The organism is Nitrospira sp. (assembly GCA_005116745.1).
Lineage (GTDB): Bacteria > Nitrospirota > Nitrospiria > Nitrospirales > Nitrospiraceae > Nitrospira_D.
Genome location: SWDS01000006.1, coordinates 758817 through 772561, shown reverse-complemented (window position 1 = coordinate 772561; position 13745 = coordinate 758817). Strand labels below are relative to the sequence as shown.

The following is a 13745-nucleotide window of genomic DNA, read 5'->3' as shown; positions in this document are numbered from 1 at the left end:
GATGAACACAGGTTTTCGTAAAGGAAAGCCGCTCCTCGCAATAGGTATCTTCTGCCTGCTGTCTACAGCGACATCGTCGTTGGCCGTTCCACTCGTCAACGATCCCAATGGCTTCGAAGATATTCCCTGGGGAACATCCCTTGCGGAAATGGAACAGTTTGCGCGTGTCGAAGATGCCGGTCGCCTACAGACCTATGAACACACCCAACAGACTCCTGCGCTCGGCACGATACCCGTCGATTCCATACGATTGACCACGTTTGAGAAAAAGTTCGGCCGTGTGACGGTTCGGTACAGTGGGAATGAGACTCATGAGAGAGTCCTGACCTACCTTCAATCCGCATATGGTCCACTCGACCACACACCGGGACAAATCACTGTCGGTCCGGTAAAAGTCTATGCGTGGCATGGCTTTCATACGGAAGTGACACTGCGATTCGAGACTGGGGCAGCGCGTGGCATCATATTTATTGAAAGCCTGACGCTACCTGAAAAACTATTGGACGGGACCTCCGCGACAGTCTTCTAACGGTGGATAGATACTATTCCAAACATTTCGTTGGCATAGGCTGTGCTCCTTCGCATCATATGGGGTCCATTATGACAAAGGCTGAAAAACTTCGGGCTGCATACCCCCCCGGCACATTGAAGGTCATCGCCCCAACGATTTTCGATCAAACCACTGCGGCTGAGCTAGAAGACGCCGGAGCAAAGATCATCATCTACACCAATCAACCAGCACAGGCAGCTATCCGCGCGATGACCGATATGCTGCAGGAATTAGGGAATCAGGATCATCGCATCCAGGCGGTACCGATTTTCAAGAGATGGAAGTCGATTTCTTATGAAGAGCTTCAAACGGCCTGGACTAAGCTCCGGCAGTTATTCCCTTCATCAATATGGTATCCAGTCACCAGTTACTGCTCTACGAGTTGGTGCATCGTTCACTTCGCATGGCCAAGTTACATTTAGTGAATTGATTGTGAAAACATTCCGGACGAAGCTATGATGATGACACTCACAATGAATAACCGAAAGTCCTATGTTCCGTTGGATGGCCGTTACGCCGAACGTGTAACGGTCACGTGTCGAGTGCGCTATGTCGGTGAAGTTCCGACACAGCCTCACCAAGGAGAGGGACTCACCAAAAATATATCCGTTTCTGGTTGCCAAATCATCAGCGACCGCCCGGTAACACGAGGCACATTATTGACACTTACCATTGCGCTTCCCGATGGATTGCCTCAGCTTTCATTGAAATCAGCGCATGTTGTGTGGGTATCGGGTTGTCAATTTTCTGTCCGATTTATGGATCTGAGCCAAGACCATCGGAAGCGGTTGCAATCTTTCATTTGGAAAAGCATCTCCCATCAAACCGTAAGCGATCAACGAACTCGATTCCGGCTGATGATATAGTCCGGCCCTTATCTCCTCCTGTCTATAGTGCCACGATCCTTTTCATGACTGAGCGGAGAACGCTCATCAACTCATAAGACCTCACATACGGCGTTCAGAATGAGGCATCCCTTCAAGTAGACACATAACAGATTAACTTATTGTCATTTTCCGTCACCCCCCTTCCGACTTGGGCACTCCCCCTCCTCTGGTGGGATGGCAAGATTGACACTCAGCGCTAGCCTTCATCCATACGGAATCTCGAATACAGACTACACAGCGGCAAGGCAGAAAGAGCCTTTGGGACTCAAATGTTTGGCAGGTCAGGACTGAGTCGATTAATCCCTTTGAAACGAGCACCTAACCAGGAGGTATAACGATGAGACAGACGAAAGACTTGGGACAGTCGGAAGTGCCTTGCTCATCGCATTCGATTGAGCGTCGCAGAATGAGAAGAAGTTTCGTCTCCTTGGGGCTTATGTACTCAGGAGTCAACGGGGACGACGTTCTTATTGGAGACGGTAGCGCTGTAGACCTATCCGAAGGTGGGGTGGGCATTCGTGGAAACTGTCCCGTCAAGATTGGCATGGAGTTGACCTTGTTCTTATATCTTCCAGACGAGGAGGAGCCGCTATTCGTTTCGGAAGTGGTGGTCTCCTGGACAAAGGGATCTCTGTTTGGAGTTGAACTAAATGAAGTGAGCCTCCGTGATGGTGATCGGTTGCAGACACTGCTCCACGCCCAATCCGCTGCCCAAGCGGAGTCGGTTCAATGACCCTACTATCAGAGCCTAGTCGGGGATGTTCACCCCTAGCGATCCATGTCACCTTGTCTTCTGGACGCGCACCATGCTAATTCATGGTGAGTGACTACTTACTTACCATGAATAGGACACGGACATCTTCTCGTCAACGACATCAACTATCCCAAACCTTCAGCCATAAACAGCAGGGCTACGGGCATCAGTGAGGTGCTCACCCTGCAAACACTTTCCGACCAAGCATGCCCTGTACAACGCAATTTTCTCATAAAATGCGTATGCTCCGACTTGCGCGAAGCTGGCGACGGGCGCGTAGACGACAGGTACCACTATGAATCAACTCGTCCGACATCCATTTGTCGCTCTCGGAATCATTATCTTCATTGCGATCACCATTCTTGTAGCCTTTCGCCTGAGCACAGACTCCAAAACCGACAAGAAACCGGCACGGCTCATTACGGTCGGCACTGTGTCTCCGCTCCGACAAGATCTCGACATTCGTCTGGCCTATACAGCGGACATTTCGCCTAATCAAGTCGTCAATATCTTCTCACGGGTTGACGGATACATCACCAAGCTCCATGTCGATAAGGGCGATTACGTCAGAGCGAACCAGTTGCTCGTTGAAATCGATCATACGGACTATCAACATGCCGTCAATCAGGCAAAAGCCAATCTGGCAGCCGCCAAGGCGAAGGTCTCACAACAAGATGCGGTCGTCCGCAACACTAAGTTGACGCTGGATCGCGTGCAGACCCTCATCAAGGACCAATTTGTCTCCCAGCAAGACCTGGATACGGCGCTGGTCAATTTCGACGCCGCCAGCGCCGCACAAGAATCCCTTCAAGCGCAGGTCACCCAAATGGAGGTGGCCCTAGCCCAGGCGGAAACTCGCTTAGCCTATTCGTATATTCGAGCCCCATTTCCTGGCTATATCGCAGAACGAAATCTAGATACGGGGGCCTATGTCAGCAGCGCGACTGCCAGCACGTCGACGATGTCACGAGGCATCATGAGCCTACACGACATCAATACGGTTCGTGTACTGATCGAAGTCGTCGAGCGAGACATTCCACTCGTGAAGGTAGGTCAAAAGACCGAGCTCCGTGCCGAAGCGTACCCGGATTACATATTCGAAGGAACCGTCACGCGTGTCGTCCAGGCTTTGAATCGCGCAACACGTACCATGACGGTGGAAATTGACTTATCGAATAAGGATCGTCGATTAAAAGGCGGGATGTTTGCCCGAGTCGAAGTCATGGTGGGAACCCATCACCAAGCATTGCAGATTCCCATTGAGGCTGTCAGTCGACTCGAAAACATGCAATATATCTATATCGTCCAAGAGGGGAAAGCCCAGCGAGTGGATATCGAGATCGGGGCCCGTAACGGCAACCATGTAGAAATCACCAAAGGCTTGACGGGTCAAGAACAGATCATCGTCGCAGGCAAAGACTTGGTGCACGATGGCACACCTGTCCAGACCCAACCGCTCAACCAAGTGAGGAGTGAAGGGTAAGAGGTGAAAAGGCTGAAGAGTTCGGCTTCCTTGGCCTCACGATTTACCTCGGTTTCCCCACCAACCTAGAATGTGGCTCACTCTACTCGCACTACGCAATCGCATCGGCATTCTGATGTTATCCCTCGCGATGGTGGTACTGGGGCTGACGTCCCTTCAACGCCTACCAGTTGATCTCTTCCCGCAAATCCAGGTCCCAGTCGCTTTTGTGGGTGTCGTGTACAAGGGGGCGCCCCCGCTCGACATTGAGCAGAGCGTCGTCTATCCAATCGAAAAAGCTGTCAGCTCCGCTTCCAATGTCGAACATGTCGAATCGTTCAGCAAGCAGGGTCTCGGGGCCGTCCAGATCTGGTTCAACTGGGGAGCAGACATCAATGTTGGACAGATGGAAGTGATGCAACGCATCACGCAGATTCTGAACAGCCTCCCACCGGGGATCCTACAGCCCTTTATCGTGAAGTTCGACGTCTCCAATATCCCCGTTTCCATTGTATCGGTGTCGAGCGATGAGCTGGACGAGCGCGCACTCTATGATCTTGCGTACAACACCATCGCCCCACAGATCGAGCAGATCGCCAATGTCGCGGCGGCCACAGTCGAGGGTGGCAAGATTCGTCAGATCAATATCAACCTCGACCCCGCACTGCTCAGCACCCGCGGGCTCTCCATTCTTGACGTCGTGAAATCCGTCAAAGCCTCCAATTTAATTCTGCCGTCCGGTGACATCAAAGCTGGGAACCTTGACTATAACGTCTTTACGAACAATCAGTTCCGAACAGTCGAGCCGATCCAGGACGTCATCGTGAAGGTCAATCCGCAGGGCAGTCCGGTCCGCGTGCGTGATGTAGGGACCGTGACGGACTCATCCGATATCCAAACAAACATCGTTCATGCCGACGGTGCCAGATCGGTGTTTCTTCGTGTGAACAAGCAACCGATCGCCAACACGGTCGAGGTTGTGGATGCCCTTCGCGAAGCCCTCCCCAAGATGTTTGGCATCCCTGAGGGGGTGAAACTCGGCATTTCATTCGATCAATCACTCTATATCCGACAATCCATTCACAATCTTACCGAACAAGCCCTCCATGGGTCGCTGCTGGCCTCAGCCGTGATTCTGATCTTCTTGCGCAACCTCACAAGTACCCTCATCATTTCTGTGGCCATTCCGCTCTCCATGCTCGTGACGTTTGTGGTCCTCTATTTTACCGGCCAAACCCTGAACGTCTTTACGCTCGGCGGGCTTGCGCTGGGGATCGGCCGGCTGGTTGATGATTCCATCGTGGAACTGGAAAATATTCAGCGCCACCTCAATACCAACCCCAACCGGTGGAACGGCATCCTCAATGCCGCTCGAGAAGTCGCCATGCCGATCCTCGCGTCGACCGTCACCACGGTGGTGGTCTTCCTCCCGATGTTTTTCGTCGTCGGTGTCGCTCGTCTGTTGCTAATACCGTTAACCGTGACCATCGCGATCGCGCTCTTCACGTCCTTCCTCGTCTCCCGCACAGTGACGCCAGCACTCTGCTACAAGTTTCTCAAGTCTGAACAAGACGCTCAGCGGACCATGCCGTCCTGGTTTACCACACTGATGGATTGGAGTCGTCGCCGATATGAGGCTCTCGATAGAAGCTATGCAGAATCGTTGCAGTGGGTCCTGGGACATCGCCGGACCTTTATCGCCATGGTGCTACTGATCTTCGTCGGATCGCTTACGTTGGTTCCGATGATCGGGACGGAGTTCCTTCCGGTTTCCGATGAGAGTCAGTTTCGCATCGTCCTGCGGGCACCAGTCGGCCAACGAGTTGAAAAGACCGAACAGCAAGTCTCAGAAGTCGAACGGGTGCTCCGAGCCAATATTCCCGCAACCGAATTGGAGACGATCGTCTCCAGTACGGGTATCCTATCGCAAGGTCGCGCGTCGCTCTTCAACCCCAACACAGGACCTCATACGTCGTCCATGCAAGTGTACCTCGTCTCACCGGACAAACGGGCCAGAACGCAAGTCGAGATCATGAACGATGTGCGCCCGAAGATCGTCAAACTGTTCCCAGGAGTGTCGATGTATTTCGATCCCGGAGGGCTCGTCAAACGCGTCACCAGCTTCGGTTCCCAAAAGGCCATTGATGTGGAAATCTATGGCTATTACTTCGAAAAAGCGAGAGACGTCATCGCCCGCGTCAAGGAAATCATGGAGCAGACTCCAGGCATGGCGGATATCGAACCGAGTCGGGAAGAAAACTATCCGGAAGTCAACGTGACGGTGGATCGAGAGAAGGCGGCTCTGCTCGGCATCAGCGAAGCCGACGTGGCCAATACCGTCCTATTTTCCCTGAATGGAAACGGTCAGACCGACCCAATCATTTATACGGATCCGCAAAGCGGCAATGAGTATTTCATCAGCGCCTGGCTGGCCGAGGCACACCGAAAGAATCTCAGTGATCTGGAGAATATTCTGCTCATCGCCAAAACCGGCGAGCCTGTCCTCCTGAAGAATGTTGCGTCCCTCAAGTTGAACGCAGGACCGGTGAAGGTCGATCGAAAACATTTTCAGCGCGTGGTCCATATCACGGCCAATCCCACCACCCGGCCCCTCGGTGATATCGCCGAAGACCTAGAGTCGGCCTTCGCCACACTCCAGTTGCCGGCAGGGTTCAGCCTCAAGCTGGCGGGGCAGATTCAGCAGCAGCGCGAAACCTTCCAAGGATTGCAGTTTGCGACCATCCTGGCACTCATGTTGGTCTACATGGTCATGGCCGCCCAATTTAAATCCCTCATCGACCCTTTTATCATCATGTTTTCCGTGCCGATGGGCTTTCCCGGTGTCATCTTGATCCTGTTTCTGACGAACACGACACTGTCCACTACGTCGTTGATGGGGATTATCATGATGTTGGGCATCGTCGTCTCAAACGGTGTCTTATTGGTCGATTACACCAACGTCCTCCGCCGCAGAGGCAAAGGACTTCATCATGCCGTTGTGACTGCCGCACGCACCAGGCTGCGCCCCATTCTCATGACCTCGCTGGCCACGGTCTTTGGGCTACTTCCCATGGCAATCGGACTCGGGACCGGTGGTGAAACAAACGCGCCTCTCGCAAGGGCGGTCGTCGGAGGGTTGAGCGTGTCTACCCTCCTCACATTGTTTCTCGTTCCAACGATGTATTTGATTTTAGAGGAATATTTCCCGAGGAGACTCGAAGAATCAGCGAACGATCAGGAAGTGGCCTCCATTGGCGCCACCTCGGTTCCGGAATAGCCTGCGTTAACGCTCGACAATGTTTGGGAACAAGGACTTCAGCTGCATAGCCAGTCCGATATCCCCGGCAATCTGCAAACGCCCCGACATCGCCATCGTCATTCCGCTGAGATGCCCGTTCAGGATCCCAATGCAATCCTCTCCAGTCATCGAGAGAGTCACATGCGGATCGGCATGCGTTCCATCCTTCACGATGCAGGTCCCATTGTGCACCAGCAGATGGTACTGACCGCCTTGGTTGCCACGGAGGTCGAACTGGTAGACAGCCTCAAGATCCTCAGCGGCATCCTGATCAAGTTTTGATGGGAGGGAGTCGAACACCTCTCTGACAGTCGTGGCTTTCATGTGAAGACAATACCTATGGCAACAAATGGTTAAAGCCTTCGGGGGCGCTATGCTCACGCCCCCGAAGCACGGTCAACACAAAAGAAGGGTTTAGTACCGGAGTGTGGCGGTCGCAACACTCCGACTGGCACCGAAAAACTCCTTCGAGAACGACTCGACCACTGCGGGGTCATACCCCTTGCAACTGAAAATGTCGAGGTAGGCGTGATTGGTTTCGTTCGCGAAATGGCCGCTGATCAACGAGGTGGAGATCAACTGCACCATGGAGTAGCCGGCCACAGGTCCATCGCCAAAATCGACGACCTGACATTCACCAAAACGCTTCATGTCGATGAGCTCACACAGCTCAACAACGTAGCGCTTGATATAGTCCGCATCTCGGATAAGTTTGGGATTGCAATCGTGGAGGTCAACGGCGGTGCAAAGTCCCCATGCCTTACCGCTTCCCACCATGTCTTGAACTGGTCGGGCAGCAGCCGCAGGGGCGTTGGATGGTAAGATTGTGGACTCGGAACTAGCCGAGGTACTCATAGAGGGGGGTGCCCTTTCTGTAAGGAGGTTGAGCACATGAAGACTACCATGCGTGAACTATACCATGATTTGTTTCTCTCGCATGTGAAGGGGTGGAAAAATTTTCGGCTCTGGTGAAAAAGCCCTATCAATCGGTTGACAAGGTTTCATCTCTCAGGGACAATACCTCCTATGTCATCCTCTCCAGACCTCATCCGAGACACACCTCGAATCGAGCTACCCGAACGCCTCTGCACGTGGTGCAAGGTGCTTATGCGGAAGCGGCTCGTGGGCGGCAACCAATTCATTCATTACACCTGCCCTAAGTGCGTTTTCCAACATACGCGCCGGCTGGGACTGAAGCCTCAGACACCAGCCCACTAACCCGGTTCTTCACGAATAGCCCCACCTCACTCCTGGGAACCCTTCCAAGCCACCCAGACTATAGTGACAGGTGAACCAACTGGCACAGCGTTGCGTCCTCTCCCAGACAAGAATGAGAGAAAGGCATAACATCAATGGATTACGGATGTTTTGCGAGCAACGAGAGGAGGGGAAAAGGACAAGTCTTCTGAACTCACCTATGGAGTCAGGGCGAGTACTCTACTGTGGCTGGCTTAAATGAGGCACTCGATCGAATGATGTCGCGGAAATAAGCGGCCCGCCACACTTAATGTCGCGTAAATGCGTTCTGCACATCATCGTCAAGCATGCGGGCGAACCGTGCTTGATTCTCGGGGGTGATCGACGTGATTTTTGCGCCTATCTTTGGCGCACGCACATGTACGACCTCTACCTCACACGTGAGAGTCTCCTCTTTTCCACACTCGATCAAAAGTTGTACGATCTCCCCTGGCTTCACTACCAAACGGCTTTCAAGTTGCACACCCGAATCGCTGACATCGACCACTGTACAAGAGACCACGAGAGTTCCTCGTTGCAACCTGCCGATACGCCCACTCAGCACCCGTGATTGCTTGCGCTTAAATCCCATACATGAGCCTCCTGTCGCCGAAATCATAACAGGAGGATAGGGCGTACCAAAGACAATTGGCGAAATAGCTAGATCTTCCCGGCCACCAGAGCTCGTACCTGTTCCATCCGTTTGCGGTTGACACCAAGATCGCTGTGGCCCGTGCGGGAAGCCGACCGAAAGTGAACTGTCTTCGTGGTTTCATCAAAGAGAAACTCTACATCATCGACGAAGCGGAGTAGCAGACTGGTGAACTCGTAATGGAGATACGCCTCGTCCTCTTCAACCAGCGTTATCCGCAGCAAGGTCGCAATGGCCGCTTTCAAGGCCTCTTTTGCTTCTGCCCGAGCCTTCTTGTACTGGAGAGGCGCAATGGCATGCTGCGTATCGGTCGCCTGAGTCGACACGCAGTTGGGGCTGGAGGGGCAAGGAGGAAGAGTCCGCTGGCTCATTGGGCCCGCACTGTACTCGCTTCCAGCACCGCCCGCAACCAAATCTCCACCACCAGCACCGCATCCGGCGGAATGAGCTCCGGAAGACCTTTGTCCCGATAGGCCAAATGGGGGCTAATGCGCACCTTCCGATAGCCGCCGACTTTCATGCCAATCAACCCATGCTCGATGCCGGCCATCACTTCACGACGACCGAGTGTGACAGTACGATCGATCAGCGTGACGCCGTCCTGGATCCGGATCTTCTCTTTCGGCACATACTCCACCTGTTTCTCATTGAGTAGTACCTCATCTCCCTTGTTCAGGTAGAGCCGCACGTTATAGACGACACGGTCGGCTATCTGAACTACGCGTCCATCCCCTTCCCGCTCTTCAAGTAACGTGAGACCACTCAACTGTTTCATGATCAACGGTCAATAGGACAGGGTTGCCAACCTCGGATTTGTTTCACGTTGGCCCTCAACGGTCACTGACACCCGTCCGAGGATACGGCCGTCGGCCGCTTCGATATCGACTCGCCAATCGCCTGGATCCAGGCCCTGCTTGAAGCTGTATGCCCGATACCCGCCCTCGCGTCCACCTGAGATCTTGAGCGGGATTTTGTCCGCATGTGTAAACGGTCGGCTGTCGTTCGGACGGTAGTACCAGTGGTGATAGATCGTGGTGTGGAGATCAACCGGCGCAAACACAGCGGTGAAGCAATAGATCGGCTCATTTTCCGGGAAGGTCGTATCTGAACGTTTCCAGACTTGATACCACCGCTTCTCAAACGACAATTCAAACTGGTCACCGGTTCGCTTAACCTCATGATACATCCCGCCGAACTTCATCGCGAGCGGCACGGGCGGAATCCAATTCAGAAAGTAGAATCCGACCAGCATGCCGATCAGTGCCGCGGCAGGAACCGCCACCCCAATGGCTTCACGTCGCGATCGATCGAGATTATTCCGATAGATCAGCTGAGCCACGCGCAACGTCACCACGACACTCACGATGGCCCCAATCACAAAAATCGCCGCATTCATGACGCCAGTGATGACGGGCAAAAAGAACGTGAAGAACGCAAAACAGACTACCGCATAGAGACTGATCAACAATCGCAGATTTGACAGTCGGTCACGCAAAAACTCATTGGCCACCAAGAGCAGAATCAGCAGGGCAAAGAAGACCGCGGTACCGGTGAACGTGGCGCTTTTCGAATAGAAAATGGTATAGGCGCTGAACAGGCCGCCCAAGAGAAACTGCATGGCCATTGGATAGTAGGGCCTGGCCTGGACCAGCTTCTGGACTAGGCCCGGAGTACTGGCCTGCTCGTCACCCTCTACCGCAGCGACACCCACTCGTCCGGTCAAAACGATTAACGCACCGAGCAAGACCAGATAGAGCAGCAAGATCAAATTATCGAGCAACCGGTCGATCCGTGTAAGCGTCAGCGTGTCATAGGTCACACCCGAGAGAAAAAACACGGCCGGCATGAACGGTTTGGCGAGAACGGACTGAATCTTTACCAGGGGCCTCATGCCGCTCCTGTGCGAAATCTTGTTTGATTATTCAACGCACATGCCGAATCGTGCGGCAACCCACACCATGTCGAAGACGGATTCTCGGGATGCTCAAAACAGTCGTCGTTCATCAACCCGCCCTACCCCGGCGCGCCAAGACGCGCCTTATCCCAAGCGAGGCCGCGGACAAGAACATTATTGGAGGCATACCCTCTGGGGTCCATTGAAGATTTTTTCGAGGCGATGAAGAACGTTGGAGGCCTTGTTCAGCATCCTGTCACACAAATGCGGGCAACGGAGCGTAGGCAACGGGATGACCGATCACCCGTTCCAACCAGGGCGCCATCGCTTCTTCGGGAAGGGGTGCCTGATTGAGACGCACTTCGATCTTGAACTGTCCGTTGACCCCGACAATGCCAATGATCGCGGAGGCATCGTCCGATTCGGGCAAGAGCTCCTGTGTCTGAAATTCACAGAGCGTGGCGTACAGAAGGCCGTGCGGTTGAATCGCCTGCAGCACTTCGGGGAGATCATCCAATGGACAATGCACTGAGCACCGATAGGCAAGCCGTGCTCCAGGCTCGATCTGCTGGAATTCCGTCAGTGCCGCTTCGGAAAACCCTGTCAGATAGGCTCGAACACCGGCCGGTTCCGGGCCGAATGTCTCCGCGAGCTTGCTGGCCGGCACCAGGAACTCAAATGCATCGGACGTGTTGTACTCGAACTGGCAGGGACCAAACGCATCGGGCCAGGAGCAGAAAAATGGAACAGACGTATCAGCCGACTTGAGCACCACCGCATTCTTTTCGACAGAGGTTTCAACCGGCACATTCACGATAGCGATGGCTTCCAGAAATGCGGCGCGCCGCTCGTCCAACCAGCGAGCCCGTTCGATATCACCACGTGTTTCACCTGGCGTGATGACCTCCTGCGTTTGAAGGCGGATCCGGATGAATGAGTGCGCATGCCGGAACCCGATCCAGAACATGCCACGTTGCTCATGAAACCGCAGCACGTCTCGGATGCGCCACGGATGGCTGATAGAGCAGTAGGTGCCGATATCCTGAAAGCGCTCGTAGACCGTATGATAGGCTCCAGACAGAAGGAAAAAGTCGCCGCGCCACTGCTCACGCATATGCACCAGCGTGACATCTTCCGTCGCCCAGGGATCTAGCTGATCGAAGTCATCAGCGGACTCGACAGCCCATTCCTCCACGTAGCAGATCACGTCGCTGGCAGGCGAGACCGACTTGAGCCCGAGCGTGGCGAGTCGGTCCCCGACGGCAAGCGCCTGACCGAAGGTTAGTGGTGCCGTCGTTTCCCATCGCCGCTCACGCACTCTGGAGGATCCTTGACAATAGATTGCGGGTGCCGTCACCGCTCAGGCGCACAGCGCCTCTCACGACTGCGTCACAATAGTTCACTCTTGCAGGAGGCGGCGCGCTGGGCGCAACGCCTTGTTGTCGATCGTCGTGTCGGCGATCAGCCGATCCAGTCCGTCTTTCAAAGTCGCCGCCAGTTGTTCACGCACGTCATCTTCATTGAACCAGAACACCGTTCGACTCCGACCCCCTTCAATGGTACGAATGGTGGTGCTTCGGTCGACGAGATTCCGAGCCTGAACCGTCAACCGGCTGCTGGTATCAATGACGGTGGACAAGACGCGGCTCTTCACGGTCACGGAAAAATCCTGCACCTGCCCGCTGATGATAATATCAGCATCCGTGGCAGACCCGACCGGAGCCACACGCACATTCCACACCCGATCTCGCCACCCGCGAGTTTTTAAGCGATCGGCGAGTCGCTGCGTGATCGCGCCTGCAGGCCGATCACCCAACACATCGAACTGCGTGGTGCCGCCCCAGAGATGCGTGCGCGTGCCCACACGGCTCTTGTCTGCCCGTCGATCGTCAAACGGTTCAATGACGATCTTGACCGGCTCGATGTCGGTCACCTGCACCATCGGCGGCTTCTCACGCAAATCCAGATACCGCACCTCTCCGGTTCCCCTACAGCCGGCCAGCATGGTCGCCATCATGATGGCACAGCCCACAACACGCAATGACGATTGCTTCACAGGCTCCTCCCGGTCAAAGGTCAAAAAGAGTGGCGGCCCAGTCTACCCAAGTTTGGTGCCGGAGACAATTAGGATAAATAAGTTACGGGGTGACGAGGGGAAACAGTGCCCGAAAGGTTTCGCACGCCAGCTGAGCCAACTGACCCTCCTGTACTCGAGGATCACCCAAAGGCACACAGCGAACGACCTTCAGAAACGACCGTTCAGCCAGCACGGCAGCAATCTGGGCCTTCCGGTCATGAGTGATCGGCAGCGTATAGCCCTCCCCGCATTTCCACTCCCATAACGATGGGGCCAGCGAAATTTCGAGGTCTTTGCCGGCGAGCTGATGAAATCGACCGAGTAGCTGGCGCTTGTATCGCCCGATCTCCGAGCCTTCCAGCAAGAGCGCATAGGCCACATGATGTCCCCACCAAACCAGCGTCCGGAACGTGAACGTGTTCCCGCCGGAGAAGTGTTTAGGACAATCCAGATATTGATACGGGAAATCTTCCAGATGCTCGCCTTTGACCAGCTGATGGAGGTGTGGATTGAAATCAGGAGGGGCGACAAGCGACAGACCTGCCAGCTCATTCTGCAATGCGTCATGCGTGGCCTCAAGCATGGCTCGTATTTTTGTCGTGATCGCAGCTTTCTTCCGAAAGAACTGTGCGTCGGCCAGCAGCACAGTCTCGTCATCGGTGAACACAGTAGCGTGGGACATCATGGCAGGGATGTGAAGGGAAGATACTCTCTTCCTCTCAGCTCCCGATTACTTATAGCGTGTTTCAAACGCCGAAACCCTCAGTTCGTATAGTCGCCGGCAGTCGGCACAACGCAGCCGCACCAGATCCTGAAAGACATCCATCTCACGGAGCGTTAAAGAGGCATGATGAGTTGCAACACAAGCCTTGAGGAACTCTTCACCCGGCGGCTCGTCTCGTGAAGTGCCTGCTCCCGCTATGTGTTGGGCCGAG

General features: G+C 54.3%; 15 protein-coding genes. 6 read left to right on the top strand and 9 right to left on the bottom strand.

The genetic code is table 11. The annotated features are described in order from the left end of the window. The first annotated feature begins 1 nt into the window (after position 1). The 6 genes from E8D52_09405 to E8D52_09380 all read left to right on the top strand — a co-directional run bounded on the left by E8D52_09405 (position 2) and on the right by E8D52_09380 (position 6930). The gene (locus E8D52_09405) at positions 2-529 is read left to right on the top strand and encodes a hypothetical protein (GenBank protein TKB69175.1); all 528 of its coding nucleotides are present in this window, start codon (positions 2-4) and stop codon (positions 527-529) included. Positions 530-600: 71 nt separating this feature from the next. Further along, positions 601-972 carry a hypothetical protein gene (locus E8D52_09400; GenBank protein ID TKB69174.1) on the top strand — a complete coding sequence of 124 codons (372 nt, stop codon included), beginning with the start codon at positions 601-603 and terminating at the stop codon, positions 970-972. 33 nt (positions 973-1005) lie between these two features. Then, positions 1006-1416: a PilZ domain-containing protein gene (locus E8D52_09395; protein TKB69173.1), complete on the top strand. Its 411-nt coding sequence runs from the start codon at positions 1006-1008 to the stop codon at positions 1414-1416. Between the two features lie 358 nt (positions 1417-1774). Continuing rightward, positions 1775-2170 (top strand): PilZ domain-containing protein, encoded by a 396-nt coding sequence (locus tag E8D52_09390; protein TKB69172.1) that lies wholly within the window; start codon positions 1775-1777, stop codon positions 2168-2170. A 316-nt stretch (positions 2171-2486) separates the two neighbouring features. Next, positions 2487-3674 carry an efflux RND transporter periplasmic adaptor subunit gene (locus E8D52_09385; protein TKB69171.1) on the top strand — a complete coding sequence of 396 codons (1188 nt, stop codon included), beginning with the start codon at positions 2487-2489 and terminating at the stop codon, positions 3672-3674. A gap of 70 nt (positions 3675-3744) precedes the next feature. After that, positions 3745-6930 (top strand): efflux RND transporter permease subunit, encoded by a 3186-nt coding sequence (locus tag E8D52_09380; protein TKB69170.1) that lies wholly within the window; start codon positions 3745-3747, stop codon positions 6928-6930. 6 nt (positions 6931-6936) lie between these two features. On the opposite strand, the gene E8D52_09375 is transcribed toward E8D52_09380, so the two are convergent. The 9 genes from E8D52_09375 to E8D52_09335 form a co-directional block, all read right to left on the bottom strand. Further along, positions 6937-7275 (bottom strand): SCP2 sterol-binding domain-containing protein, encoded by a 339-nt coding sequence (locus E8D52_09375; protein TKB69169.1) that lies wholly within the window; start codon positions 7273-7275, stop codon positions 6937-6939. Between the two features lie 90 nt (positions 7276-7365). Beyond that, positions 7366-7806 carry an S-adenosylmethionine decarboxylase gene (locus tag E8D52_09370; GenBank protein ID TKB69168.1) on the bottom strand — a complete coding sequence of 147 codons (441 nt, stop codon included), beginning with the start codon at positions 7804-7806 and terminating at the stop codon, positions 7366-7368. 649 nt (positions 7807-8455) lie between these two features. Continuing rightward, entirely contained in the window at positions 8456-8806 is a 351-nt protein-coding gene (locus E8D52_09365) for a PilZ domain-containing protein (protein ID TKB69167.1), read from the bottom strand. Between the two features lie 41 nt (positions 8807-8847). Then, the gene (locus E8D52_09360) at positions 8848-9210 is read right to left on the bottom strand and encodes a DUF1499 domain-containing protein (GenBank protein ID TKB69166.1); all 363 of its coding nucleotides are present in this window, start codon (positions 9208-9210) and stop codon (positions 8848-8850) included. Next, positions 9207-9614, bottom strand: a complete 408-nt coding sequence (locus E8D52_09355) for a hypothetical protein (protein TKB69165.1) — start codon at positions 9612-9614, stop codon at positions 9207-9209. Before E8D52_09355 ends, E8D52_09360 begins: the two co-directional genes overlap by 4 nt. Before the next feature lie 9 nt (positions 9615-9623). Next, entirely contained in the window at positions 9624-10730 is a 1107-nt protein-coding gene (locus E8D52_09350; GenBank protein ID TKB69164.1) for a DUF2914 domain-containing protein, read from the bottom strand. A gap of 259 nt (positions 10731-10989) precedes the next feature. Next, the gene (locus E8D52_09345; GenBank protein TKB69163.1) at positions 10990-12051 is read right to left on the bottom strand and encodes a hypothetical protein; all 1062 of its coding nucleotides are present in this window, start codon (positions 12049-12051) and stop codon (positions 10990-10992) included. A gap of 81 nt (positions 12052-12132) precedes the next feature. Further along, the gene (locus tag E8D52_09340) at positions 12133-12789 is read right to left on the bottom strand and encodes a hypothetical protein (GenBank protein ID TKB69162.1); all 657 of its coding nucleotides are present in this window, start codon (positions 12787-12789) and stop codon (positions 12133-12135) included. A gap of 82 nt (positions 12790-12871) precedes the next feature. Then, positions 12872-13477, bottom strand: coding sequence for a hypothetical protein (locus E8D52_09335; protein ID TKB69161.1), 606 nt, complete (start codon positions 13475-13477; stop codon positions 12872-12874). Between the last annotated feature and the right edge of the window lie 268 nt (positions 13478-13745).

Bases quoted from the DNA above. Each gene is read 5' to 3' on its own strand.
- E8D52_09405 (TKB69175.1), top strand. From the start codon at position 2: ATGAACACAGGTTTTCGTAAAGGAAAGCCGCTCCTCGCAATAGGTATC.
- E8D52_09400 (TKB69174.1), top strand. From the start codon at position 601: ATGACAAAGGCTGAAAAACTTCGGGCTGCATACCCCCCCGGCACATTG.
- E8D52_09395 (TKB69173.1), top strand. From the start codon at position 1,006: ATGATGATGACACTCACAATGAATAACCGAAAGTCCTATGTTCCGTTG.
- E8D52_09390 (TKB69172.1), top strand. From the start codon at position 1,775: ATGAGACAGACGAAAGACTTGGGACAGTCGGAAGTGCCTTGCTCATCG.
- E8D52_09385 (TKB69171.1), top strand. From the start codon at position 2,487: ATGAATCAACTCGTCCGACATCCATTTGTCGCTCTCGGAATCATTATC.
- E8D52_09380 (TKB69170.1), top strand. From the start codon at position 3,745: ATGTGGCTCACTCTACTCGCACTACGCAATCGCATCGGCATTCTGATG.
- E8D52_09375 (TKB69169.1), bottom strand. From the start codon at position 7,275: ATGAAAGCCACGACTGTCAGAGAGGTGTTCGACTCCCTCCCATCAAAA.
- E8D52_09370 (TKB69168.1), bottom strand. From the start codon at position 7,806: ATGAGTACCTCGGCTAGTTCCGAGTCCACAATCTTACCATCCAACGCC.
- E8D52_09365 (TKB69167.1), bottom strand. From the start codon at position 8,806: ATGATTTCGGCGACAGGAGGCTCATGTATGGGATTTAAGCGCAAGCAA.
- E8D52_09360 (TKB69166.1), bottom strand. From the start codon at position 9,210: ATGAGCCAGCGGACTCTTCCTCCTTGCCCCTCCAGCCCCAACTGCGTG.
- E8D52_09355 (TKB69165.1), bottom strand. From the start codon at position 9,614: ATGAAACAGTTGAGTGGTCTCACGTTACTTGAAGAGCGGGAAGGGGAT.
- E8D52_09350 (TKB69164.1), bottom strand. From the start codon at position 10,730: ATGAGGCCCCTGGTAAAGATTCAGTCCGTTCTCGCCAAACCGTTCATG.